24 protein-coding genes and 1 tRNA gene are annotated in these 23,774 nt (G+C 45.2%); 17 read left to right on the top strand and 8 right to left on the bottom strand.

Annotation, left to right across the window (positions count from 1 at the left end; all coding sequences use genetic code 11):
* Positions 1–21: 21 nt before the first annotated feature.
* The 5 genes from plsX to LWP20_RS12055 all read right to left on the bottom strand — a co-directional run bounded on the left by plsX (position 22) and on the right by LWP20_RS12055 (position 4,343).
* Positions 22–963, bottom strand: coding sequence for a phosphate acyltransferase PlsX (plsX, locus tag LWP20_RS12075; protein WP_242928399.1), 942 nt, complete (start codon positions 961–963; stop codon positions 22–24).
* Positions 964–1,014: 51 nt separating this feature from the next.
* A complete protein-coding gene (gene rpmF, locus LWP20_RS12070) occupies positions 1,015–1,212 on the bottom strand; it encodes a 50S ribosomal protein L32 (RefSeq protein WP_007658910.1) in 198 nt (65 codons plus the stop codon).
* Between the two features lie 50 nt (positions 1,213–1,262).
* Positions 1,263–1,814, bottom strand: coding sequence for a YceD family protein (locus LWP20_RS12065; RefSeq protein ID WP_242928398.1), 552 nt, complete (start codon positions 1,812–1,814; stop codon positions 1,263–1,265).
* A 66-nt stretch (positions 1,815–1,880) separates the two neighbouring features.
* Complete coding sequence (gene pdxA, locus LWP20_RS12060) at positions 1,881–2,903, bottom strand: 4-hydroxythreonine-4-phosphate dehydrogenase PdxA (RefSeq protein WP_242928397.1); 1,023 nt, start codon at positions 2,901–2,903, stop codon at positions 1,881–1,883.
* A 6-nt stretch (positions 2,904–2,909) separates the two neighbouring features.
* Complete coding sequence (locus tag LWP20_RS12055; RefSeq protein ID WP_242928396.1) at positions 2,910–4,343, bottom strand: leucyl aminopeptidase family protein; 1,434 nt, start codon at positions 4,341–4,343, stop codon at positions 2,910–2,912.
* Positions 4,344–4,501: 158 nt separating this feature from the next.
* Between LWP20_RS12055 and rsmA the strand changes: the two genes are divergently transcribed.
* From rsmA to LWP20_RS12025, 6 genes are all read left to right on the top strand, one after another.
* Positions 4,502–5,284 (top strand): 16S rRNA (adenine(1518)-N(6)/adenine(1519)-N(6))-dimethyltransferase RsmA, encoded by a 783-nt coding sequence (rsmA, locus tag LWP20_RS12050; RefSeq protein ID WP_242928395.1) that lies wholly within the window; start codon positions 4,502–4,504, stop codon positions 5,282–5,284.
* A gap of 4 nt (positions 5,285–5,288) precedes the next feature.
* Complete coding sequence (gene mgtE / locus LWP20_RS12045) at positions 5,289–6,641, top strand: magnesium transporter (RefSeq protein ID WP_242928394.1); 1,353 nt, start codon at positions 5,289–5,291, stop codon at positions 6,639–6,641.
* A 51-nt stretch (positions 6,642–6,692) separates the two neighbouring features.
* Entirely contained in the window at positions 6,693–7,664 is a 972-nt protein-coding gene (locus LWP20_RS12040) for an NAD(P)-dependent oxidoreductase (RefSeq protein WP_242928393.1), read from the top strand.
* A 7-nt stretch (positions 7,665–7,671) separates the two neighbouring features.
* On the top strand, positions 7,672–8,106 hold the full coding sequence (locus LWP20_RS12035; protein WP_242928392.1) for a GNAT family N-acetyltransferase: 435 nt from the start codon (positions 7,672–7,674) through the stop codon (positions 8,104–8,106).
* Positions 8,107–8,363: 257 nt separating this feature from the next.
* On the top strand, positions 8,364–8,837 hold the full coding sequence (greA, locus tag LWP20_RS12030; RefSeq protein WP_242928391.1) for a transcription elongation factor GreA: 474 nt from the start codon (positions 8,364–8,366) through the stop codon (positions 8,835–8,837).
* A gap of 3 nt (positions 8,838–8,840) precedes the next feature.
* The gene (locus LWP20_RS12025) at positions 8,841–9,239 is read left to right on the top strand and encodes an HIT family protein (protein ID WP_242928390.1); all 399 of its coding nucleotides are present in this window, start codon (positions 8,841–8,843) and stop codon (positions 9,237–9,239) included.
* Between the two features lie 606 nt (positions 9,240–9,845).
* Here the strand turns inward: LWP20_RS12025 and ruvC are convergent.
* Positions 9,846–10,418, bottom strand: a complete 573-nt coding sequence (gene ruvC / locus LWP20_RS12020; RefSeq protein ID WP_262914579.1) for a crossover junction endodeoxyribonuclease RuvC — start codon at positions 10,416–10,418, stop codon at positions 9,846–9,848.
* A gap of 25 nt (positions 10,419–10,443) precedes the next feature.
* Here ruvC and LWP20_RS12015 point away from each other — a divergent pair, with 25 nt between their 5' ends.
* From LWP20_RS12015 to LWP20_RS11970, 10 genes are all read left to right on the top strand, one after another.
* The gene (locus LWP20_RS12015; RefSeq protein ID WP_242928389.1) at positions 10,444–11,433 is read left to right on the top strand and encodes a lysylphosphatidylglycerol synthase domain-containing protein; all 990 of its coding nucleotides are present in this window, start codon (positions 10,444–10,446) and stop codon (positions 11,431–11,433) included.
* A complete protein-coding gene (locus tag LWP20_RS12010; RefSeq protein WP_242928388.1) occupies positions 11,430–12,563 on the top strand; it encodes a glycosyltransferase in 1,134 nt (377 codons plus the stop codon). Before LWP20_RS12015 ends, LWP20_RS12010 begins: the two co-directional genes overlap by 4 nt.
* Positions 12,560–12,817, top strand: a complete 258-nt coding sequence (locus LWP20_RS12005; protein WP_242928387.1) for a hypothetical protein — start codon at positions 12,560–12,562, stop codon at positions 12,815–12,817. The genes LWP20_RS12010 and LWP20_RS12005 overlap by 4 nt, the downstream gene beginning before the upstream one ends.
* Complete coding sequence (locus LWP20_RS12000; protein ID WP_242928386.1) at positions 12,817–14,004, top strand: ABC transporter permease; 1,188 nt, start codon at positions 12,817–12,819, stop codon at positions 14,002–14,004. Before LWP20_RS12005 ends, LWP20_RS12000 begins: the two co-directional genes overlap by 1 nt.
* Positions 13,997–15,220, top strand: a complete 1,224-nt coding sequence (locus tag LWP20_RS11995; RefSeq protein WP_242928385.1) for a PP2C family protein-serine/threonine phosphatase — start codon at positions 13,997–13,999, stop codon at positions 15,218–15,220. The genes LWP20_RS12000 and LWP20_RS11995 overlap by 8 nt, the downstream gene beginning before the upstream one ends.
* Positions 15,221–15,353: 133 nt before the next feature.
* A complete protein-coding gene (locus LWP20_RS11990; protein ID WP_242928384.1) occupies positions 15,354–15,989 on the top strand; it encodes a polysaccharide deacetylase family protein in 636 nt (211 codons plus the stop codon).
* Positions 15,986–17,080 carry a glycosyltransferase gene (locus tag LWP20_RS11985; RefSeq protein ID WP_242928383.1) on the top strand — a complete coding sequence of 365 codons (1,095 nt, stop codon included), beginning with the start codon at positions 15,986–15,988 and terminating at the stop codon, positions 17,078–17,080. Before LWP20_RS11990 ends, LWP20_RS11985 begins: the two co-directional genes overlap by 4 nt.
* A 134-nt stretch (positions 17,081–17,214) precedes the next feature.
* Positions 17,215–17,982 carry a TatD family hydrolase gene (locus LWP20_RS11980; RefSeq protein ID WP_242928382.1) on the top strand — a complete coding sequence of 256 codons (768 nt, stop codon included), beginning with the start codon at positions 17,215–17,217 and terminating at the stop codon, positions 17,980–17,982.
* A 2-nt stretch (positions 17,983–17,984) separates the two neighbouring features.
* On the top strand, positions 17,985–19,061 hold the full coding sequence (locus LWP20_RS11975) for an asparaginase (RefSeq protein ID WP_242928381.1): 1,077 nt from the start codon (positions 17,985–17,987) through the stop codon (positions 19,059–19,061).
* Positions 19,062–19,123: 62 nt separating this feature from the next.
* Positions 19,124–19,211, top strand: a tRNA-Ser gene (locus tag LWP20_RS11970).
* Positions 19,212–19,430: 219 nt separating this feature from the next.
* On the opposite strand, the gene LWP20_RS11965 is transcribed toward LWP20_RS11970, so the two are convergent.
* Both LWP20_RS11965 and LWP20_RS18370 read right to left on the bottom strand, forming a co-directional pair.
* Positions 19,431–21,617 carry a TonB-dependent receptor gene (locus LWP20_RS11965; protein ID WP_242928380.1) on the bottom strand — a complete coding sequence of 729 codons (2,187 nt, stop codon included), beginning with the start codon at positions 21,615–21,617 and terminating at the stop codon, positions 19,431–19,433.
* 77 nt (positions 21,618–21,694) lie between these two features.
* Complete coding sequence (locus tag LWP20_RS18370) at positions 21,695–21,997, bottom strand: DUF6660 family protein (protein ID WP_367615749.1); 303 nt, start codon at positions 21,995–21,997, stop codon at positions 21,695–21,697.
* A gap of 445 nt (positions 21,998–22,442) precedes the next feature.
* Here LWP20_RS18370 and LWP20_RS11960 point away from each other — a divergent pair, with 445 nt between their 5' ends.
* On the top strand, positions 22,443–23,522 hold the full coding sequence (locus LWP20_RS11960) for an NAD(P)-dependent alcohol dehydrogenase (protein WP_242928379.1): 1,080 nt from the start codon (positions 22,443–22,445) through the stop codon (positions 23,520–23,522).
* Positions 23,523–23,774 lie beyond the last annotated feature (252 nt).

Below are 23,774 nucleotides of genomic sequence, written 5' to 3'. Positions count from 1 at the left end.
TTTTTCAGGCTAAAAGCCAGACTATACGCTATAGTGTTTTTTAAAGCGCTCAGAGATAGTAGATGCAGCCATTTTCTGAGCCTGCAACACCATGTTGCAGATCGCTAATGGGCTTGATACACCATGGCCGATTACAGCATTTCCATTGATACCCAAAATCGGGCTGCCGCCTTCTGCTTCGTAATTAAATTTATCGAAGAAAGGGTCATGCATGTTTTTCTCGTTGAGAATGTCGTAAATCGACTCCGCCAGTTTCAGGATAATATTACCTGTGTAGCCATCACATACAATCACATCTGCTTTATCGTTGAAAAGGTCGCGACCTTCTATATTGCCGATAAAGTTGATGTTCTGGTTTGCCTTGAGACGCTGGTGGGCTGCCTGTGTTACCACAGTGCCTTTGCCTTCCTCTTCCCCAAGGTTCATGAGGCCTACTTTCGGATTATCAATCTCGAGCACGTATTTGGCATAAATAGAGCCAAGCTCGCCAAATTGTTCAAGTACTTCCGGCTTACAATCGGCATTGGCACCAACATCAAGTATAAGGCCATAGCCTCCTGTGAGTTTTGGTACCAGCCCGGCTATAGATGGTCTTAAAATGCCTTCAATAGCTTTAACGCTGAACATGGCCCCAACCAGCATAGCGCCGGTATTTCCGGCACTGCAAAATGCATCGGCTTTTTGTGCTTTCAGCATGCCGTAGCCTACTGAAATACTGGAGTCAGGTTTTTGGGTTAATGCTTTGGTAGGGTGTTCGCCCATCTCGATAACCTGAGTGGCGTTTACTACCTTTATTGCTGACCCTGTATACCCATATTCTTGAAGCAGAGCGGTGATGATGTCTTCCTTGCCAATAAGCAGGATTTCATTATCATTAGTAAGCTGCTCAGCGGCTAATATAGCACCTTTAACAGTTGCTTCAGGTGCAAAATCGCCGCCCATAGCGTCTAAGGCGATCCTCATGTAACGGATGATGTTAAACTATACCAAACTAAGACTTAGCGTAGGCTGAGCTTACTGGGCGTTAGTTGTATAATTTTTGATTGCCAGTTTGCCTTTGTGATACAGGTCACCTTCTACAACATATGCGTGGTGGAACAGGTGCGGAGTGTCTGTAGTAGGGCAAATCGCAATGGCTTTCTCAGAAAGTTTTTGATGAGTTCTTCTCTTATCTCTTCTGGTCTTCGAAATCTTACGTTTAGGATGTGCCATTTTTAGTTAATTATTTACTTGCTGTTTTATTTTTATACTTCTGAAACTACTTAATTAAGGTTTTTAAGAGCATCCCAACGAGGATCGTTATCTTCGTCGTCATCTCCTTCATCACCATCTTCGGCCTGTTCTGTACTGCTGGAAGAGTAAACAAAGATGCCTTCTTCATTATTCTCATCGTCTTCCATCTCCTCTAAAAAACGGGGATGAAGTTTTTTTATCGGCAGCGACAAAACTATGAAATCATACAGGTGTTGCGCTACATTAATAGTCTGCGTTTCACTTGTGATCTGCCACAGGTCTTCGTCCAGTTCCATGGTTTCAGGGCCATATTTGATCCTGAAAACTTCCTGTACATCAACCGGATGATCAAATTCTTCCAGGCTTCTGTCGCAGGTTAGGCGAACGTTTCCTTTAATATCAAAATGCAAGGTAAGTAAAGACTCTGTTTTATCCAGCTCTACCTTAGCCAGTAGTTTCCCTCCTAAAATAATCTCCTGCTCAAACAAAGCGAAAAATGAATCATCCATGTCAAACTCATACTCGTGCTTTTTATTGCTGAGTTTGGCAATACCGATTTCATAGTCTCTAAGCTTCTTCACTACCGTTTTTTTATTGCAAGATGCAAAATTAGAATATTATTCTGACAAATAAAATACCCTGTCTATTTAAACAGCAGGCATTTGTTCTGCCGCACGTTTTTTTATGACGTCGCATGCCAGGAACAAGGCTTCACGGAAAGAGGTTTCATCGGCTATGTGCCTGGCTGCAATATCGTAAGCTGTACCGTGGTCAGGGGAGGTGCGCACTATTGGCAAACCTGCCGTAAAGTTTACACCGTTCTCAAATGCAAGCGTTTTAAAAGGAATAAGGCCCTGATCGTGATACATTGATACCACCGCATCTACCTGCTGGTACTGGCGCATCCCAAAGAAACCGTCGGCCGGGAAGGGACCGAAAACCAAATGGCCACGCTCTTTAAGATGCATAATAGCCGGGCGGATTATTTCTATTTCTTCGGTGCCTAATAAGCCTTTTTCGCCTGCGTGCGGGTTGAGGCCCAGTACAGCAATGCGTGGCTTTAGTATGCCAAAATCCTTGCGAAGCGACTCCTGCAGAATTGTGATCTTGCGGATAAGCAGGTCGAAAGAAAGTTTGTCAGAAACATCTTTAACCGGAATGTGGCCGGTAACGGTAGCTACACGCAGGTCGCCGCTTACCAGCAGCATCAGGCTATCTGCTGCATCAAAGTATGAGGTCAGAAACTCGGTATGGCCCGGAAAGCGAAACTCCTCGTTCTGAATATTGTCTTTATCGATGGGTGCTGTTACCAAACCATCCAGTAAACCGGCTTTTAAATCGGCGCAGGCTGCCATCAGCGAGTCTAAAGAAGCTTTGCCGGAGGCAGGTGTCGGTTTGCCTGGTTCGCCTTCAATTTCTTCAGCGCAGCATGTAATCAGGTTTATTTTTTTAGGCACAAGTGCCCTGGCAGATTCTACCTGCTGGTAATGAAAATGCTCGGCACTTAATGCTTTGCGTACGCGGTTAAGTATACCTGCACTGGCGTAAATAACCGGAGTGCAGAAATTAAGTATGCGTTGGTCTGACAACGTTTTCACGACAACCTCAGGGCCAATGCCATTTGTGTCGCCGATAGATATGCCTAACTTCGCTTTATATCTGTTATCCATTTTTTCTTAGTTAGCCAGAGAGCTCAGGTAATTGTAAATAAGGCGCACGCCCGAGCCGGTAGCCTGTTTGCCACGATAAGAGTCTTCTCCTAATAAATACGCTACACCGGCAATATCAAAATGTACCCAAGGGTAATTGGTAAAGCATTCCAGGAACTTGCCTGCTGAAATGGCACCTGCCTCAGCACCACCAATATTTTTAATATCAGCTATCTCTGATTCTATATGCTTTTTATATTCATCCCATAGCGGGAACTCCACGATGCGCTCATGCACCTGTTCTCCAAATTTTTTCAGGGAGTTCATTACATCATCGCCGGCATTGCTCATCGCTACCAATCCTTCTTTACCAACGGCGCGGGCAGCAGCACCTGTTAAAGTAGCCATGTCTATAACAAGTTCCGGGTTATACTTCTGGGCAAAGCTAAGGGCATCGGCAAGTATAAGGCGGCCTTCGGCATCGGTGTTCAGTACTTCCACTGTCATGCCGTTGTGCATAGTCAGCACATCGCCGGGTGCATAGGCATTTCCGCCAGGGCGGTTATCAGTTGCAGGAATCAGGGCAATAACGTGCAGCGGTAGTTTATTTTTAGCAATGGCATACATTACACCAGCAACAGCGGCAGCACCGGCCATATCCGATTTCATGTAGTCCATTGACTGTGGCGTTGGCTTCAGGCTAAGACCGCCTGTATCGTAAACCACACCTTTGCCTACCAGTACATAAGGCTTTTTATTTTTTGCATTTTCAGGCTGCCACTCCATAATGGTAAAGGTTGGCGGCTCTTCGCTGCCCTGGTTTACGGCCAGCAAACCACCCATTTTAAGAGTCTGGATTTTTAGCTCATCCAGTACTTCGGTCTTAAATCCGGCTTCACGGCCAATTTCTTCCAGGTTTTCGCTGAACTGGGTGGCGCTTTGGTTATTGTGCGGCTCGTTTACAAGGTCGCGGGTTAAGGTTACAGCTTCGAGCACATGTTGCAGTTCCTTTACGGTCTGTTCGTTAATGTTGCTGTCGGCTATAGTTATAGTTTGCAGCGAGCTTGGCTTAATGCCTTTGGTTTTATACTTATGAAACTCGTAGTTGCTCAGGTATAAACCTTCGGCCAGGTATAAGCTTGCGTTTGTACCGGTTTTATCAAGTATAGCAAGAGCTTCAGTTTTATTTGCCTTTAGTTGTTTCAGCAAAGTATAACCTGCCTGGCGCAAGGCTTCCTGTGCCAGGTTCTGCGTTTTGGCTTCCGGAGCCAATACAATATACAGATGGTGTGAGTAGCGGTTAAGCGAGATTATTTTGGCCTCTTTTTCTACCTGCTGCTGCACATAAGCGATCTCTTCTTTTTGAAGGTCCTCCACTGAAGCTACCTTATCTGCCTGCACAATTATGGCCAGGTCAGTATTTTTAGCTAAGGTTGTGCTGTATTTAAGTTGTGTTGGCATCTGTCGTTCGTATCTTTGGGTTGCAATATAGTAAGTATTAAACGTAATGCGAAAACCAGCTTATGCTGAAAAAGTATAGCCGGTGCACGCACAATTAAAGTATAACGGTAGCGGGAAGAAAAGTATACTTTATATCCTGAAACCTTAAATCGCACACTGTGAGTAAAGTAAGTCCGAAGAAACATTTAGGCCAGCACTTCCTGGTCGATCAGAATATAGCTTCCAAAATAGTGGAGCAGCTGACGCTACACAAAGGCGTACAGGATGTGCTGGAAATTGGCCCGGGCATGGGCGTGCTCACCAAATACCTGTTGCAGCACACAAATTACCGCACCACGGTGGTAGATATCGACCGGGAATCTATTGCATACCTGAAAGAGCATTTTCCGGAGCTGGGTGATCGCATCATCTCTGCCGATTTTCTGCGCACCGACCTGAGTTCCCTGTTTCCCGGCCCGTTTGCCATTATTGGTAACTTTCCTTATAATATATCGAGCCAGATATTTTTTAAAGTACTGGAGCAGCGCGACAGGGTGCCGGAAGTGGTTTGCATGATTCAGAAAGAAGTGGCTGAAAGGCTGGCAGCGCCTCCGGGTTCTAAAACCTATGGCATACTAAGTGTGCTGTTGCAGGCATTTTATACAATAGAATATAAGTTTACCGTGCATGAGCATGTTTTCCATCCGCCACCAAAAGTAAAGTCAGGGGTGATCAGGTTGCTGCGCAATGAGGTAGAGCATTTGCCATGCGACGAGAAGCGCTTTTTTGAAGTAGTGAAGCTAAGTTTCGGAACAAGGCGGAAAACACTGCGTAACTGCCTCAAAAGTTATAACTTGCCACCTGAAGTGCAGGCACAACCTGTTTTTGATAAACGCGCCGAGCAATTATCGGTACAGGATTTTGTAGAATTGACCCAACTGGTAGAGCAGCATATTAAATAGTACGATGCAGGTAGAGATCACACGTGAGTATATAGACCAGGTAGAAGAGGCTTTAGAACGCCAGGATAATGACTTTATCCTGAGTAGTATGGCCGATATGTACCCGGCCGATATTACCACCGTACTCTACGAACTCGATGCCCAGCAATCCAAGTATGTAATGGACCTGCTGCCGCCTGAGGTGGGAGCCGAAATCCTCAGCGACCTGGATTACGATATTCGTACTGATTTCCTGCACCACTTTACCAGTAAAGAAATAGCCCGCTACGTTAACCTGATGGACTCGGATGACGCGGTGGATATTTTGAACGAGCAATCGGTACAGATACGTGAAGAAGTAATTGCCCTGCTCGACAACGAAGAAAAAGCCGAAGCCATACTTGACCTGCTGCACTACGAAGAGGACTGTGCCGGTGGTTTGATGGCGAAGGAGCTTATAAAAGTGAACCTGAACTGGCGCGTACGTCAGTGCATCGAAGAAATTCGCAGGCAGGCCGAAGATGTAGAGAAGATCTATACCGTGTATGTAGTAGATAACCGCGATATACTGGTTGGCCGTGTGAGTGTGAAAGCCCTGTTGCTTACCCGCGACGATAAATTGGTAAAGGATATCTACAGCACCGATGTTATCTCGATCGAGTCTTTCCGTGATGAGAACGAAGTGGTTTCGGTGATGCAGAAGTATGACCTGGAAGCTATTCCGGTTGTAAACATACAAGGCCGCTTGCTGGGCCGAATTACCATTGATGACGTGGTAGACGTAATGCAGGAGCAAGCCGAACTCAGCCGCCAGCTCATGACCGGTATCACCGAAAATGTGGAGGAAGATGATAGCGTGTTCCGTATTTCGCGTTCGCGTATCCCGTGGCTGATAATTGGCATGGTGGGTGGTTTGCTTGCCGCGCAGTTTATGGGGATGTTTGAAGAAGATATTGCCTTGTTGCCTGCGCTGGCTCTGTTTGTGCCGCTTATCACAGCTACCGGTGGTAATGTTGGTATCCAGTCATCTTCCATCATCATCCAGACGCTCTCTTCCAACGCCGTAGTTTTCGAGAACTTTGCCCAGCGTATACTCAAGGTTATACTGGTAGCGTTGCTCAATGCCATTATTATATCGGTATTGGTATTTGCGTTTTCATACTTGTTCAGGCAGGAATTTACACTGGCATTGGTAGTATCAGTGGCATTGTTCTCAGTAGTTATGCTGGCCTCATTAATGGGTACTATAACCCCCATGTTACTCGACCGTTTTGGCGTAAACCCTGCGGTGGCGGCAGGCCCTTTTATTACAACTGCCAACGATTTACTTGGTTTGGGAATATACTTTGCCGTGGCGCATTTCCTGTATAATCTCTAAGTATAAACGCACCCTCATATACACTTTTATTAAGTATAAAAGACTGTAGCTATGGAAACACCAATGCTCCGTTGCCTCATTATAGACGAAATACACCCCGGCATTTTTCCGCTGTTACAAAGTATAGGCATAGAAGCTGATTACAGACCAACCATAAAACCTGCTGAGGTATGCGATGCGCTGGCTGGTTTTGATGGGCTGATTGTGCGCAGCAAAATGCAGATCACAGCGGATACTATAAAACTTGCCGATAAGCTGAAATTTGTGGCCAGGGCCGGCGCTGGCGTAGATAATATTGATGCAACTACACTACAGGAACGCGGTATAGCGCTGATTGGCGCCAACGAAGGCAACAGCCAGGCAGTGGGTGAGCATGCGTTAGGTATGTTACTATCCCTGATGCGCAATATTACCCGTGGCGACCATGAGGTAAGAAATAAAGTATGGCTGCGCGAAGAGAACAGGGGAGAAGAGATTAACGGGAAAACAGTTGGCATAATAGGGTATGGGAACATGGGGCAAAGCTTTGGCCGTTTGCTTTCCTGCTTTGGATGCCGCATACTTGCTTACGACCGTTACGCTCCTGAAAAAATAAATGGCGCAGCCGAAAGCGTTACCCTGGAAGAACTACAGGAGCAGGCCGATATTGTAAGCCTGCATATACCTTATATTCCGGAGAACCTGCATTTTGCAGATGACGCTTTCTTCAGCGCTTTTAAAAAGCCTATCTGGTTTATGAATACCTCCCGCGGTGAGGTGGTGGACCAGAGTGCCCTGGTAAAACACCTGCAAAACAAAAGTATAAAAGGCGCTGCCCTGGATGTACTGGAAAACGAAAAACTGCAGTTCTTAACAGAGTCGCAACTGGCAAATTATACTTACCTGGCATCGGCTGCAAATGTGGTACTTACCCCGCACATAGCCGGCTGGACGCATGAATCTTACATCAAGATAAATGAAGTTTTGGTAAAGAAAATAGCGCAACTGCTGCACCAGCAAGGGTATACGGCCACTTTACTTTAAGCAAAGTATGCGGGTTATCAGGAGAGCAAAACCAGAAGAACTCATCTGGGTCAATCAGCAATACGATCGGGTACAGTTCCTGCATTCGGACTTTTATAAAGAGCTGATTGCCATTGCGGAAGTTGATGAAAAACGGGCGGGTATTGGCAGGCTTGTTCCTTTATCGGATACGGCAATGGAACTAGGTGGAATACTGGTGCTGGAAGATTACAGAGGTTATGGCCTGGCACGTGCTATTGTTTTATACTTGCTGGCGCAGGCCGGATTTAGAACGCTCTATTGCCTGCCCTTTGCGAGGCTCGAAAATTTTTATGCAAGTATGGGCTTTCGGCCGGTTTCAGACCTGGAAATGGTAACAGAAAAGCTGCTTGAAAAGTGGAACTGGTGCAACAGCACTTATCCTGAAACTACTTTGTTGCTTTACCGCCCGGCACAGGTATAAATTATTTAAATAAAACCCGCCAAAAGGTCTTGTGTATAAAATTTTATTATATTTGCCTAAAGCGTAGGCAGCGAGAGTAGCTCCTGAACATACCTTTAATGAGCATATATACTATGGTATAGAAAGGCAGATGGCAAGCCCAGGCTTGGCTGACCTTATAAAAAGAAAACTTAAACATTTACATACGAAGCAAAAAGAACGGTTATGCAAGCCATAGCCGTTCTTTTTGTTTTTGTGTTTTAATCGTAAAAACTACTATGAGCAACATTTCTTATTACACTGCAGAAGGTTTACAGAAACTTAAAGACGAACTGGCAGAGCTCAAAACGAAGGGCCGTTCCGAAGTGGCGCGCCAACTTGCTGAGGCACGCGATAAAGGCGACCTGAGCGAAAATGCCGAATACGATGCAGCAAAAGATGCCCAGGGCCACCTGGAACTTAAGATCTCGAAACTGGAAGAAGTAGTAGGCAATGCCCGACTGATCGATGAGTCGAACCTCGACATGAGCAAAGCGCTTATACTTTCAAAGGTGAAGATCAAAAACCTTAAGAACAACATGATAGTAAACTATACTTTGGTAGCTGAAGAAGAGGCAGACCTGGCTTCTGGCAAGATCTCAGTAAAATCGCCGATAGGTAAAGGTTTGCTAGGAAAATCAGTTGGCGAGATTGCTGAAATTACTATTCCGGCAGGTAAAATTGAGTTCGAGATACTAGAGATCAGCCGATAAAACATGGAAACTTCGATATTTTCAAAGATAGTGAAAGGCGAAATCGAGGCATATAAAATTGCCGAAGATGATCGCTTTCTTGCCTTTCTGGACGTTTTTCCGACTGCAAAAGGCCACACGCTTGTAATACCGAAGCAACAGGTAGATTATATTTTTGACCTGGACGATGCGCTATACTTAGGCCTGATGGCTTTTTCTAAAAATGTAGCTGCCGCCATTGAAAAAGCTGTTCCCTGCAAACGTGTTGGTGTGGCTGTTGTAGGCCTGGAAGTGCCGCATGCGCATGTCCATCTTATCCCGATCAACAGCATGCAGGATATGAATTTCAGCAACAAAAAGACGTTTAGTAAAGAAGAATTTGAAGAAGTAGCAAACAAAATCAGGACTGAATATCACAGCTGATTTTCCTGATCTATACTTCAAAAAAGGGTTAAAGCCGTTACCGGTTTTAACCCTTTTTTTTGGTTTGGCTATTAGTAGGTGAAATATAGTTTCATAGTTGCTGTTGGTCCAACCACCCCAACCCCTCCTTGTCTAAGGCGGGGAGTTTTGGCAGCTGCTTCTTTTAAAATTATAGTTTCATTGTTACTATTTCAACACCCCTATAGTCCCCTCAAGGGGACAGTTCTGCCTTTGCCAGAGCAATAACCAGAGTTTCATAGTTGAGGCTTTCCTGCGGACAGGTCACGACCTGTCCCTAAAGATTATACTTGCGCTACAGTAGTAAAAACTGTTACTATCGAATCTGATCCCAGTCCTTGGGTTGAGCGCCTTGTGAGATCCGGTGCCCGCTTAGGGCAGCCGTAGCGCAGCGGAGGCAGGAGGGAACACAGCGCGATACCAAAGGACGAGCCCCCGCGGGCTTGGAGCGAGCCAAAGTATAAAATGAAACGTATGGCAAGTATAACTGAGGGTGAAAGTATAGCTTGTTTGCCAATAGCAAAAACTTGAACTATACAACTATAACAGATTTCTCCTTACGTCGAAATGACAAAAGGAGAACAACCCTTATTTCGTTACTAACCTATCCGGATTATCTGTCAGGAAACCTTTCCAGGATTTACCACCTTGTTTGGCGTTATTCCCTTTCTGATAGTGATGGCAAAGTGCTACCGATAACGCATCTGTGGCATCAAACATTTTAGGGTCTGGCTGGATTTTCAGGATCTGAACAAGCATGCTGGCAACCTGCTCTTTGGAGGCATTACCGTTTCCGGTAACAGACTGCTTTACTTTTTTAGGCGCATACTCTACATAAGGTATGTCGCGGGAGAGGGCGGCGGCGATGGCAACGCCCTGGGCGCGACCTAATTTCAGCATACTTTGCACGTTCACACCAAAGAAAGGAGACTCAATAGCCAGCTCATCGGGTAAATACTCATCGATGAGTTGTATCATACGGTCAAAAATTTTCTTTAATTTAATGGCGTGGTTGCTGTAGCTCTTCAGGTGGATGACGCCATACTGAACAACCTGCACTTTAGAGCCAGTTACCTCAATAAGGCCATAGCCCATTACCTGTGTACCAGGGTCGATGCCAAGTATAAGTTTATTAGGCGGAAGTGCAGAAGTGTATACCATGAGGCTACAAAATTAAGACATTATCTTGAACATCAATCCCAACAGAAGGTTCCTTTTATACTTTGGTAAAGCATTGGTGCTGCTGCTTACACTGTACCTGCTTTATCAGACTATTTTTACAGCTCCCGATACTTTTCTGACCTGGGGCGGCATTCTGCAAAATGCTGTGCAAAGCCCGCTAAAATTCCTTTTTATAGTTTCAGCCTTGCTGATTCCTGTAAACTGGGGCTTTGAAGCGAAGAAATGGCAACTACTAGGCCAGAAGATCGAACCGATTAGTTTTTTAAGAGCCTATCGTGCCGTTATGGTAGGGCTAACGCTTGGTTTTATTACCCCTAACCGCCTGGGCGACTATGCCGGCCGTGTGCTGGAGCTCAAAAGCCGCCAACGCCTGGATGCCATTGGTGCCATCTTTATTGGTAGGTTTTGCCAACTGGTAGCTACTGTTATGGTTGGCGCATTAGGGCTTTTATACTTTGTGTTCAGGTTTTATTGGCAGAGCTATCCGGCGGTTTGTATGAGTATTGTAGTCTTGTTGTTTACCATTAATGTGGCTTTGTTGCTGCTGCTTTATAATGCCCGTGCTATGGTTTCAGTAATTGCTGCCATTAAACCATTCCATAACCTGGTGCAGTATGTACAGATCATGGCAAGTTATACTTATGCTGAAACCTCCAGGCTGCTGCTGCTTTCGTTAGGGCGATATGCTGTTTTTCTTTTTCAGTTTATATTGCTGCTCTACTTGTTCAGTGTGAAATTAACTCCGGCTGAGTATCTGAGCGGTGTATCAGGTACTTTTTTTCTGAAATCAGTGGTGCCATCGGTTAGTTTACTTTCTGATTTAGGCGTGCGCGAGTTGTCCGCTATGTATTTGTTTGGCTTACTTGGCCAGGCTCGTTTACAGGTACTCAGCGCTAGCCTCAGCCTGTGGTTCCTGAACATACTTGTACCTAGCGCAATAGGGTTGATATTTGTGCTGCAACTGCGCCTGTCGCGTAAAGAAGTAAAAGCATGACAGCCTTGCTTATACTCTCATTGGCTGCTTATTCCTGGATCATACTTCGCCGGTGGGTGGCGTGGGTTAATTTGCCTGTTGCTACTGTTCCTTCCATTTATCAACCAACCACTCCGCTTTCAGTTATTATACCAGTACGCAACGAGCAAGCCAATATTTTATACTTGCTTCAGGATCTTGAGCAACAAAATTACCCATCCGCATTGGTCGAAATTTTAATAATCGATGATCATTCTGATGATAATACGGCTGCTTTGGTTGAAGAATTCATAGGTAAAACAAGGCTCAAAATACAGTTGATAAAGTTGCAGGACTATAAAGGCATTACCGGTAAAAAGGCTGCTGTAAAACTGGGGGTAGCGCTTGCACAAAAAGAGTTGCTGGTATTTACCGATGGCGATTGCCATGTGCAGCCAGATTGGTTATTGCAATTGGCGCACCTCTACGAAACACAACAGCCATACTTTATCAGTGGTCCGGTTGCTTTTCAAAACACAGAATCTGCCTTCCAACGCATGCAATTGGTAGAGTTTGCCAGCCTGATCGGGATAGGAGGGGCATCTATTGGTCTGGGCAAACCAAATATGTGCAATGGCGCCAACCTGGCCTATACCAAACATATCTTTGTGGAAGTAGGTGGGTTTGCTGGAAACGAAGGCATTGCAAGCGGCGACGATGAGTTTCTGCTGCATAAAATAAACAAAAAGCACCCTGGCAAGGTTGCCTTCCTGAAAAGTACAAAAGCAGTGGTTTATACAAATGCCTGCAAATCAGTAAATAGTTTTATAGAGCAACGTGTGCGTTGGGCAAGTAAGTGGCGGGCTTATCAGGAGCTGCATGTACAGGTAGTGGCCTTTGTGGTGTTTGCTGTAAACCTGCTGTTATTTATTGCTATACCTGCAGTTGTATGGGGTTCTTTGCCTGTGCCTGTTTTTATAGCCGCGTATCTTACTAAATTTGCAGTAGATTTAGTATTTTTAACTCGTATACTTCGCTTTTTAGATAGCGGACGCTATAGTTGGTACATATTGCCGCTACAGTTGGTATACGCACCCTATGTTATTTATACAGCTATCTGTGGCTTGTTTGGCCGCTATACCTGGAAGGGAAGACAAATTAGCAACCAATGACGGAGATTGAGTTCGATATTTTAGATGAGTTATACTTTGTAGCCTCCTATGCTGACCTGCGTGGCGCGCTCTCATTAAGTGACGAAGAGCTATGTGCCGGGCTGCAGGCTTTACTGGCAAAAGGCTATATCAAAATTCTGTACCCCGATCAGGATACAGAGCATGAGTACGACGAAGTTGCTTTCATGAAACATTGTCAGCAGTATTTTTACCTGGCCACAAAGGCGGGGCTTGTAGTGCATAACTCCATCTAATGGCTATACTTACTAAAAAAGAAAATACGGTGGCATCGCGCCCGCCTTCTTACTATATCCGACAGCGGCTTTTGCAAAATAAGCCTGCCATGTTCGGGCTTTTCATAATCCTGTTTTCGGTGGTTGTGGCTTTAGGCGGTTATGCCCTCATGCCCGACAGCACTCCGAATGCCAACAATGGCCTGGTGCAGATCCAGAAAAAGCAGCCTGGCTTTACAACACAGATTTTAAGTATAACCCGCGAAAGGGCGGCAGCAGAAAAAGTAAATCCGCTACAATTTATACTTGCCGGCCAGCCTGCCGACCTTACCGAGATTCCCATCGAAAGTTATACTTTTAAAGGCGACAGCCTGCTCGTGCAACCGCTGCGTAGTAACAATGCCATGGCAGACCAGGTGCGTGCTTTTGCTTTAAGAGATGTGGTAGAAAACCCAGGCCAGTACGCTGATAATAATGCAATTGTAGAAGTTATTAAGAAGGATTACATTAGTCAGAAAACCTTCTGGCTGGGAACTGATAAAGCCGGCCGTGATGTTCTGAGCAGATTAATTCTGGGTACGCGCATCTCGCTGGGCATTGGGTTTGTAGCCGTGCTTATATCATTAGTAGTTGGCATTACGGTTGGTGCACTGGGCGGTTATTTTGGCGGCTGGGTTGATAAACTCATGACGTTCCTGATGACGGTTGTATGGTCGGTGCCAAGTATAATGCTGGTAATTGCCATTAGCCTGGCGCTGGATAGCAAAGGCGTTTGGGTGGCGTTTGTGGCAGTAGGTTTAACCATGTGGGTTGAGGTGGCGCGTGTAGTACGTGGCCAGATACTGGGCCTGAAAGAAAAAACCTATGTGGAAGCGGCTAATGTTCTGGGTGTTACACAATCAGGAATTATTATCAGGCACCTTTTGCCTAACATGATCGGGCCGCTTATCGTTATTGCTACGGCTAATTTCGCATCGGCTATCTTAGTGGAAGCAGGATTAAGCTTTTTAGGACTTGGCGTGCAACCACCCGCTCCCTCATGGGGAATGATGGTTAACGAAGGATTTCAGTTGATTGGAGCCAAGGCCGGTCTTTTTTTAGTAGTTTTACCAAGTATTTGCATCAGTATGCTGGTGCTGGCTTTTAACCTGCTGGGTAATGGCCTCCGCGATGCATACGATCCTAAAATTCCGCTTTCAAATGGCTGAATCAAGCGCACCAAATATACAACAGGAGCTAAACCTCAAGAAGCTGGAATTATCTGCGCTTCTGGAAATTACGCAGGCTATAAATGAGAACCTGCCGGAAACGGCTTTATATAAAATTTACCGTTTCACGTTGCTGGCACAGTTGCAGATTAACAGACTGACACTTTTTGTGCACGACGAGGAGTGGGAGTGCAAAGTATGTTTCGGCACCGAGCAGGATTTTACCAAACAGGAGATTCCGGAAGAAATACTGGCTCTTACCGAGATCACAAATACCTCTAAACTACGCGTAGATAAAAGATGGCGTGTGTTCGAGATCGTGATTCCTATTTTGCACAACGGCAAAGTGCTGGCCTTTGTAATGATTGGTAAAATACAACCATATTACACGAACCTGGAGGCACTTAATTTTGTGCAGACAGTCAGTAACATTATGTTGGTAGCCATTGAAAACCACAAAATGGCACGCCAGCGACTGGCCCAGGAATCTATTCGCCGCGAAATTGAAATTGCCCGCGAAGTACAGTCCATGCTTTTTCCGAAGTCTTTGCCAAACGATAAAGACGTAGTTATCCATGCCAGCTATATTCCACACTCATCTATTGGTGGTGATTATTACGATTTCATCGAGATAGATAAAGATCAGTTTCTGTTTTGTGTGGCTGATGTATCCGGTAAAGGCGTGCCGGCATCATTGCTGATGTCTAACTTCCAGGCGGGTTTGCGCACAATTCTGCGCCAGACCTCTGACCTGAATACCGTTGTGGCAGAACTGAATAACCTGATCTACCGCAACGCGATCGCCGAAAAGTTTATAACTACATTTCTAGCTATATATAACCGTGCTACACGCGAGCTTTCGTATGTAAATGCCGGCCATAACTCGCCTATTCTGCTTTACGAAAACAACTCGCACCGGCTGCTAAACGAAGGTTGCACCATGCTGGGCGTTTTCGACGTGCTGCCGTTTATGTCGGTAACTAAAATACATGTGCCTGAAAACTCAGTGTTGCTGTGCTATACCGATGGCCTTACCGAAGTTTTTGATGAAGAAGAGGCAGAATTTGGTATAGAAGGAACTATAAAATATCTCCAGAATCATCGTTTTCTCAGTTCGCGCATGTTGCATTTGCAATTACTGAGCGAGATTAACCTTTACAACGAAGAAACTACCTTCAGCGACGATATTACACTGCTATCCTGCCGTTTCAAGTAGAGTTAATATGTTAAATAGTTTGATGTAAAATGTGCTATACACTATAATCAGAGTATCAGGTTTGTTAGTCTGTAATCAGACTTAATTAAAAAATTAACCATTTAGCACATTACCGCATTAACACATTAATAACGTGATCCGCCTTTATAAAACGCCCAGGCTGTTAAAAGCAATATTGCCGGATTATACCTGGCACCGCGAAGCGCAGGACGAGAAATTATACCTTACTTTTGACGATGGCCCGATTCCTGAGGTAACGCCCTGGGTGCTGGAACAACTGGCCAAGTATAAAGCCAAAGCCACTTTCTTTTGTGTTGGCGATAACCTGGTAAAACATCCGGAAATAGCAAAACAAGCGCTGGCAGAGGGGCATGTGCTGGCAAATCATACTTATAACCACCTGAAAGGCTGGCAGACTAACCAGGAAACTTACCTGCAAAACGTGCAGAGGTGCCAGCAAGCATTAAATGAGTTGGGCGAAACACGTTCAGGTAAATCGCTTTTCAGGCCGCCGTATGGCCGTATTACGAGCCGGCAGGCAGCAGCGCTCCGCGGTAAGTATGAACTGATTATGTGGGACATGCTCACAAACGATTATGATGCCTCGCTTTCGCCGGAAACCTGTTTAATGAAAGCCTTAAAGTATACCAAAAGCGGTAGCATTATCGTATTTCACGACAGCCTGAAAGCACAACGGAATATGCAGTATGCCTTGCCCAGATTTTTAGAACACTTTACTGCCCAAGGCTATACTTTCGAGACCTTATGATCTTATCAGTAGCCTATTTTATACTTTACTTTTTGCTTTTTATGGCGCTACTGGCGCTGTTTGTTTTAAACCGGAAACACTATACCTCCCAGCTAACAGAACAACCCCGGATCAGTATTTTAATTGCTGCCCGCAACGAAGAACATACCATACTTCGTTGCCTGCACGCGATTGAGCACCTGGAGTATCCCAAAGAAAAAATTGAAGTACTGATAGGCGACGATGATTCCACGGATGATACTCAGGCTATAGTCGCTGAATTTATCCGGGACAAACCAAACTATACCTGCATCACTGTTTCGGGCACGTTGGGTAAAGCGCGCGGTAAAGCTAATGTACTGGCACAACTCGCCAAATACGCCACTACCGATTACTACTTTTATACAGATGCCGATATTGTAGTTCCACCCAATTGGATTCAAGCCATGCTCTCGGAAATGAAACCAGAGGTAGGTGTGGTTACAGGCATTACAACTATACAGGGCAACACCACTTTTGCCAGGTTACAGGCTATTGATTGGTTGTATGCGCTGGGCCTGATGCAGGTAGTGTCTGATATGAATCTGCCGGTTTCTACAATGGGTAACAACATGCTGCTACGCAGGCAGGCTTATGAGGCTGTGGGTGGTTTTGAAAGTATAAAGTTTTCGGTTACAGAGGATATTGCCATTTTCAACGAAGTAATCAGGAAAGGCTGGGGCTTCCGGAATGTATACGACAGGAGCATACTGGCCAGGTCTTTACCGGCTGTTACTTTTTCCGGCTTTCTGCACCAGCGCAAACGCTGGATGCGCGGCTCTATGCACCTGCCTTTTTACATGGCGGTTATACTTATACTTCATTCGGCTTATTACCCGGTGCTGCTGCCGTTTTTCGCTTATACTTCGATTAGTACGGCAGTATCCATCTTCCTTTTCAAGCTGGTGCTGCAAAGTATGTATATTGCTATTTGCATGCGGCGTTTGGGGGAGCGGGTGCCATGGTGGCTGTATATTCTGTTTGAAGTTTATATGGTCATCGGCTCTGTTATCCTGATCATATTCTTTTTTCTACCGCATAAAATTCGCTGGAAAGGCAGGCAGTATGCTTAGGTTTTATACTTGTAAGTATGGCTCCAATCTCAAAGCATCATTTCACCTCAAATGTAAAAGCCGTAACTTGCACTTATATTTATACTTCAGGATTTAGATTCTGAAAACTGTTTACCATTAACTGATTACTGACAATGATGCTGGTTGATTCGCACGCACATATATATTCCGAAGAGTTTAACGATGACAGGGCAGAGGCATTGGCACGCGCTCAGGCCGAAGGTGTAGAAAAGATCTACATGCCCAACATTGATCATACTTCGATAGATGCCATGCTGGAGGCCGAGGCAAAGTATCCGCAGCAATGCATACCTATGATGGGGCTGCACCCGGCCTACATAAAGCAGGATTTTGAACGCGAGTTATACCTGGTAGAAGAGTGGCTAAATAAGCGCCCGTTTGCGGCAGTAGGCGAATGCGGCATCGATCTGTACTGGGATAAAACCTTTTTCCCGCAACAGCAGGAAGCCCTGAAAGTGCAGGTAGAACTGGCTAAAAAGCACCAGCTCCCAATCATACTTCATACCCGTGATTCGTTTGATGAGACTTACGAGATCATCTCTGCCGCACAGGACGGTACGTTGCGTGGGATCTTTCATTGTTTTTCGGGCACGGTAGAGCAGGCAGCCAAAGTAAAAGAACTCAATTTCCTGATTGGGATAGGTGGCGTGGCAACTTTTAAAAACGGCGGTATGGACAAAATTTTGCCGCATGTGCAGCTGGAAGACATGGTGCTTGAGACAGATTGCCCATACCTTGCGCCGGTGCCTTACCGTGGCAAGCGCAACGAGCCCGTATACCTGCCGCTTGTAGCAAAACGTGTAGCAGAAATCATGCAAAAAACAGTGGAAGAGGTAGCAGAAGTAACTACCCAAAATGCCCTTAACCTGTTTAAACTATAAACATGCCCGTTGTTAAAGTAGACATTGATACGGCAGCGCCTGCCCACCCGGAAGCATCCATACTTATCATTTACACAGGCGGTACGGTAGGTATGGTTTTCGATGAGGAGCACCAGCACCTGGTGCCTTTCAACTTCAGCCAGATACTGGATAAAGTACCCGAACTCAGGCAGTTTAATTACCTAATCACAGTTTTGAGTGTGGAGCCGGTTATTGATTCTTCCAACGTATCGGTAGCCGACTGGCTTATGCTGGCTAGCCTGATAGAAGAGAATTATGCTGCTTATGATGGTTTTGTGGTACTGCACGGCACAGATACGATGGCTTATAGTGCCTCGGCTTTAAGTTACCTGCTCGAAAACCTGGAAAAACCGGTCATTTTTACCGGAGCGCAGTTACCAATAGGGCTGATAAGAACGGACGCACGCGAGAATCTGATAACAGCCATGCAGATTGCAGCCACCAAAGCCAACGGTAAAAGCCTGGTGCCCGAGGTATGTATCTTTTTTCATAACCTGCTGCTGCGCGGTAACCGATCTAAAAAAGTAGAGAGCAGCCATTTCGATGCTTTTAAATCAGAGAACTACCCGCCCTTGGCCGAGGCAGGCATAACCATAGATTATCTCCCCAATACGTTGCTGCCGCACCCGGAACAGGCTTTTAAAGCACACCAGAAGCTTGATGACGGAGTAGCTGTTCTGAAGCTCTTTCCGGGTATAACCCCGCACGTAGTAAAGAGTGTGTTGCAGGCATCGGAAGTGCGGGGCGTGGTGCTGGAAACCTATGGCTCGGGCAATGCGCCAACTATAGCCTGGTTCCTGGAACTGTTGCAGGAGGCCATTGACCGGGGTGTATTTATACTTAACGTATCGCAATGCGATGAAGGCAGGGTAGACCAGGGCCGTTACGAAACAAGCAAGCACCTGCTTAACATGGGCGTAATCGGTGGGGCAGACATTACAACAGAAGCTGCTATCACAAAACTGATGTATGTGCTGGGGCTTGGCCTCGATGCTGTAAAAACCCGTGAGTTGCTGGCTAGTAACCTGCGCGGCGAGCTAACTATTTTAAAAGATTAGCGGTATACGGCTGCATCGCGCTTGCAGCATATAAGGTTATAGCGTACATTTGTACCACAATTAGAGAGGTGTCCGAGTGGTTGAAGGAGCACGCCTGGAAAGTGTGTATACCTCAAAAGGGTATCGAGGGTTCGAATCCCTTCCTCTCTGCAAATTAAAAAGCCTTGTAAACTGGTCAGTTTACAAGGCTTTTTAATTTAATACAACTTTAATGGCAGCATTTGCATTAATATCACAACGTATTCAAAGTTACTGGATTAAACAAAAATATTTTTGTCAGAGGAATAATTGCCAAAAAGCCCGATATTATATTTGCCGGGCTCCTCCTTCAGATCAAGTAATTGAGATTAGTAATTATAAAATGTTGTTCTACAGTATATTTAACTTTATTCCTCCGTTGATTACCCTGCCATCTACTGGCGCATATATCTCATTGAATTCAGGATTTCGCATATTACCGGAGTAGATACTGCCAAACCTGCTTTGTCTGGTGTCGAAAATGTTTTCAAAGTTGAGGAAAAGGGAAAATTTCTCAAACATCTTCTCTACCATCACTCCGTTTATCCAGTAATCGCGCCCTCTGCTGCCATCATTTAATTGCTGCGGAGAGAAATAGTACGCTTCCAGACCAATGCGGAAGTTGTCCTCTTTTTCCAGCATCAGCACCGTATTTACTCTGTGCTTTGGAGTGAGCGGCATGTCTGAAACCATTTCGTTGTAATGCTGTCTGGCATCGGTGTAAGTATAGCCAAGGAACAGTTTCACCCACTCGTAGCCTAACTTCATGTTCGTTTCCACGCCTTTGGTATCTACATAACCGCTGGCATTTTTAAACTCATACAGGTTGTCAGGGCGCAACGTGAGTATAAGCGGGTTTTTAAGGTATGTGTAGTAGAACATGTGGTTGATGCTGAACGTTACATCTTCCCCAATAAAGGTGTTATAGTTAATGTCTGCGTTACCGCCTATGGAAGTCTCCGCGTCTGTCTGGCTGATATTTAGTGGGAGAATGTTGCGGAATGTGATGTTTTCCGCCTCCTGTGTAAAGATGGTCGGTGTTTTATAACCCATGCCACTACCGATACGGGAAGTAAGTCGGTCGCTTATTTTGAACAGAGCGGAAACTCGTGGCAAAATGAACAAGCCTTTTGATTTGTTGGCTGGTGAAGGCGTTACGTAATCGGCCCTTAAACCAGACTCCAGTACAATCCAATCAACGGGCGTAAATGTATTCTGTGCAAAAGCACCGATGGTGGTAATGTTGTAATCTCTTGCCTCAACGGCATCTGCATTTCGCTCGGAGAACTTGTCAGTCCAGAGGTTTGTGCCTATAACCCAATCCATTCTTTCTCGGTTAAGGTTGTATGCCACTTCGCTGAAGCTGGCAATCTGTTTTCCATCAAAGTTAAAGTCAGGAACTGCGATATCCCTGTTAAAGTAACTCAGGCTGTTCTTAACTGATAGCAGGGAGCTTTCTGATAAGCGATGTTCCAGGCAGAGCTGTGTAGACAGGCGCTCTGTGTTGTTCTGTTCGAAATAAAAATCACCTTCATTTCCATCAATGTAACTCAAATCTCCACCCAAGCGCTCTTCTTTGGAGGCGTTCAGGCCAAGCGAAAGCTGGGTTCGCTCGCTCGGGTAGTAGTATAAGATAGGGTTTGCCGTATAGCGCTCAAAATCAGGAATAGCCGAGAAGCCAATGTCGGCAGGGTCATAAGCTTGGTTAGCATTTCTGGAGGCAAATACTGTCACACCAAATTTACCGAACTTTTTTCCGTAGAAGCTGCTCAGATCAAGACCCTTTGCACTGGTGGCATTGGCCATAAAGCTGAGTTCTCCATCTTTAGAAGGCTTCTTGGTAATCAGGTTAACAAGTCCTGCAATCGCGCCACCTCCGTACAGCGTAGAAGAACTCCCTTTAATGACCTCTACCTGGTATAGGTTAAGAGGAGGGATCTGCATAATGCTCAGGCTGCTTGAAAAGCCAGAGTAGAGAGGGAAACCATCCTGTAGTATCTGGGTATAACGCCCGTCAAGTCCCTGAATACGGATATTTGCATTAGCACTGGTAGCAGATGTTTGCTGGGTCTGTATGCCTGTACTTTCATTTAGCAGCATCCTGATGTCGCCTGGTTTCATGTTTGCCTTCTCGCCGAGTTCTTCCAGCGTAATGGCTTCTACTCGGGTCGGAATGTCCTCAATGGTGCGGCTGCTGCGGGTGGTTGAGATAACTACCTCTTCCAGTTCCTCGTCACCGGGGTTTATTAAAACGATCAGTGGAGTTGTCTGGGCAAGTGGAAAGGTAAGTGTATCAAACCTGTCTTCATAGCCGATGTAGCTGAACCTGATAACCTGCCTGCCACCAGGAATACCGCTCAGTTCAAGTGCGCCATTGGCATCAGCGCTGGCACTTATCGTTGTGCCCTGAACGGCAGCAGTTGCACCTGCTAATGGTTTGTTTGATTCACCATCTTTAATAATGGCTTTAAGCGTATGCTGGCTATACGCCATTGTACTGCTCAATAAGCAGAGCAGTACAAAGATGTACTTTTTCATTTTTGAGATTTAATGCTACAATAGGATTAGGCTTGGCACAATAACGCACCACCCGATAAATTATGCTGGTTATGGCATTAGCTTAGCCTTGGAGGCTGCCAGAAAGAATTGTAGAACGGAGGAAACATACTTTGCCTGTAATCTGCAAAGTGAATTGTTTTATGTTGAAAGAATGTAGCGGGCTCTACTGAGTAATCAGAAAATGTGAACCCTATACAGGTTGAGCAACTGTAGAAAGGGGAACAGATATCAGAATCTTCTTTATGGTTTTCTGATTGCTCGGTCTTAGCATCATCAGAGGCACAGCCATCAGTAATGCAGCAGGGCGAAACCGAGAGCGTTACAACTAAAAGTGCTAATATGATAGTTAAAACTTTCACCCTGCAAAAATACTGCTCAAATACTTCGTTTCAAAATTAGCGGAAACAGGATATCCCTGGGTGCTTTAAAGGCTTAAGATGATTTCTTGTTTTACTGTACTATCATATTTGCCACCCTATAAAATTAACTAATGTTTATACTTTATACTTCTGATTACAGCTTTATGCATTACCACTCAAGTACTTAGTTTGCATTATACTTGCGATTATGTAACCTTCAACACCGTCTGGTGTATTTATAGACACTTAAAAGTATAACTATAAAAGCAAGTCACATGGAGCGTATGCCACACACAAACCTCAATGTGGCTTTCCTTTTTAACATTACTAACCGAAGTAGACCGAAAACAACTGCAGGCAGTTGTTGTTGCTAAGTATAAACTCGATCAGTCTGAGCCGGGTAAGCAGAGAGTAAGACACCAAACTATAAAGCTGAAAATAAACTATGAAACACATCAAAACAAAAGGTTACGGAGCTACCAGCGCTCTTTTTAAGAAACTAAAGCCCATTAACTTTAAGCGCAAAGCACCTAAAGAAGACGAAGTACTGATCGATATTTTGTATACCGGGGTTTGCCACTCCGATCTGCACCAGGTTCGTAACGACTGGAACAACACCATATACCCATGCGTGCCCGGCCACGAGATAGTTGGCAAAGTAATAGAAGTAGGCAGTGGGGTTACAAAATTTAAGCTGGGAGATATGGTAGGAGTAGGGTGTATGATTGATTCCTGCGGCGAATGTTTTTCGTGTAAAAAAGGAGACGAGCAATACTGCGAAGGCCCGGTAAGCTGGACCGCAACCTATAACGGGTATATGAAACCAGACGGTAGCGGCTACAATACGTTCGGCGGTTACTCTACTAATATTGTTGTAAAGGAATCTTTTGTACTTAAGATCCCGATTGCGCTGGACATTAAAGCGGCTGCGCCAATCCTGTGTGCCGGGGTTACTACTTATTCGCCTTTAAAACACTGGAAGGTAAAGCATGGAGACAAGGTAGGGGTAGTAGGTCTTGGCGGATTGGGCCACATGGCCGTAATGCTGGCCAAAGCCATGGGAGCCGAAGTAACTGTTTTTACTACCTCAAAAGATAAAATGGATGATGCCTTAAAGATGGGAGCCCATGAGGTGGTGCTATCCACTGATAAGAAGGCGATGGCCAAACAGGAACTTTCATTTGATATTATCCTGAACACGATCCCAGACCCTTACGACATCAATCTATATGTAAAACTCCTGAAGCGCGATGCGCCTTTAGTTGCGGTAGGGGTTTTAACACCTTTCAAAAAAGCGACCAATAACATGGAGGTGGTTCTGCATCGCAGATCAGTAACAGGCTCGCTTATTGGCAGCATAAAGGAAACGCAGGAAGTGCTGGACTTTTGCGCCAAACATGCTATTCTGCCTGAAGTAGAAGTAATTGCGATGCAGGATATAAATGAAGCATTTGAAAAGATGCTGAAGAAGGAAGTCCGCTACCGCTATGTTATTGACATGCAAACACTGAAAGAAGCTGTTTAAGTGCGTTTCTAAAACAGTAAAGCCGTAAGTATAAAGCCTGCAGAAGCTTGACCTGCAGGCTTTTTTTATGATGGCTGCTAAGTGCAAAGTATAAAGTAATTACCTGTTCTGACATTTCAGAAGAAACCGGAGACGAAACGAGCACTGTTATCGGCTTGCTTTGGCAATTTCTAATGCCTTTTGAATTTGCCCACGGCAATATGCAAGAGGTGTTATCTGTTTACTTGGGCGTCCATAACCTTGCCAGGATTC

The organism is Pontibacter vulgaris (genome assembly GCF_022758145.1).
GTDB classification, from domain to species: Bacteria; Bacteroidota; Bacteroidia; order Cytophagales; family Hymenobacteraceae; genus Pontibacter; species Pontibacter vulgaris.
The sequence above is the reverse complement of the archived record's forward strand: the minus strand, read 5'-3'. Positions and strand labels throughout refer to the sequence as shown.

Excerpts from the sequence above, each read along its gene's own strand:
- LWP20_RS12055 (WP_242928396.1), bottom strand. The coding sequence starts at position 4,343 with ATGCCAACACAACTTAAATACAGCACAACCTTAGCTAAAAATACTGAC.
- LWP20_RS11995 (WP_242928385.1), top strand. The coding sequence starts at position 13,997 with ATGGCTGAATCAAGCGCACCAAATATACAACAGGAGCTAAACCTCAAG.
- LWP20_RS12040 (WP_242928393.1), top strand. The coding sequence starts at position 6,693 with ATGGAAACACCAATGCTCCGTTGCCTCATTATAGACGAAATACACCCC.
- pdxA (WP_242928397.1), bottom strand. The coding sequence starts at position 2,903 with ATGGATAACAGATATAAAGCGAAGTTAGGCATATCTATCGGCGACACA.
- mgtE (WP_242928394.1), top strand. The coding sequence starts at position 5,289 with ATGCAGGTAGAGATCACACGTGAGTATATAGACCAGGTAGAAGAGGCT.
- LWP20_RS11965 (WP_242928380.1), bottom strand. The coding sequence starts at position 21,617 with ATGAAAAAGTACATCTTTGTACTGCTCTGCTTATTGAGCAGTACAATG.
- rpmF (WP_007658910.1), bottom strand. The coding sequence starts at position 1,212 with ATGGCACATCCTAAACGTAAGATTTCGAAGACCAGAAGAGATAAGAGA.
- LWP20_RS11985 (WP_242928383.1), top strand. The coding sequence starts at position 15,986 with ATGATCTTATCAGTAGCCTATTTTATACTTTACTTTTTGCTTTTTATG.
- LWP20_RS11980 (WP_242928382.1), top strand. The coding sequence starts at position 17,215 with ATGATGCTGGTTGATTCGCACGCACATATATATTCCGAAGAGTTTAAC.
- LWP20_RS12035 (WP_242928392.1), top strand. The coding sequence starts at position 7,672 with ATGCGGGTTATCAGGAGAGCAAAACCAGAAGAACTCATCTGGGTCAAT.
- LWP20_RS12005 (WP_242928387.1), top strand. The coding sequence starts at position 12,560 with ATGACGGAGATTGAGTTCGATATTTTAGATGAGTTATACTTTGTAGCC.
- plsX (WP_242928399.1), bottom strand. The coding sequence starts at position 963 with ATGAGGATCGCCTTAGACGCTATGGGCGGCGATTTTGCACCTGAAGCA.
- ruvC (WP_262914579.1), bottom strand. The coding sequence starts at position 10,418 with ATGGTATACACTTCTGCACTTCCGCCTAATAAACTTATACTTGGCATC.
- LWP20_RS12025 (WP_242928390.1), top strand. The coding sequence starts at position 8,841 with ATGGAAACTTCGATATTTTCAAAGATAGTGAAAGGCGAAATCGAGGCA.
- greA (WP_242928391.1), top strand. The coding sequence starts at position 8,364 with ATGAGCAACATTTCTTATTACACTGCAGAAGGTTTACAGAAACTTAAA.
- LWP20_RS11960 (WP_242928379.1), top strand. The coding sequence starts at position 22,443 with ATGAAACACATCAAAACAAAAGGTTACGGAGCTACCAGCGCTCTTTTT.
- LWP20_RS12010 (WP_242928388.1), top strand. The coding sequence starts at position 11,430 with ATGACAGCCTTGCTTATACTCTCATTGGCTGCTTATTCCTGGATCATA.
- LWP20_RS12000 (WP_242928386.1), top strand. The coding sequence starts at position 12,817 with ATGGCTATACTTACTAAAAAAGAAAATACGGTGGCATCGCGCCCGCCT.
- LWP20_RS11975 (WP_242928381.1), top strand. The coding sequence starts at position 17,985 with ATGCCCGTTGTTAAAGTAGACATTGATACGGCAGCGCCTGCCCACCCG.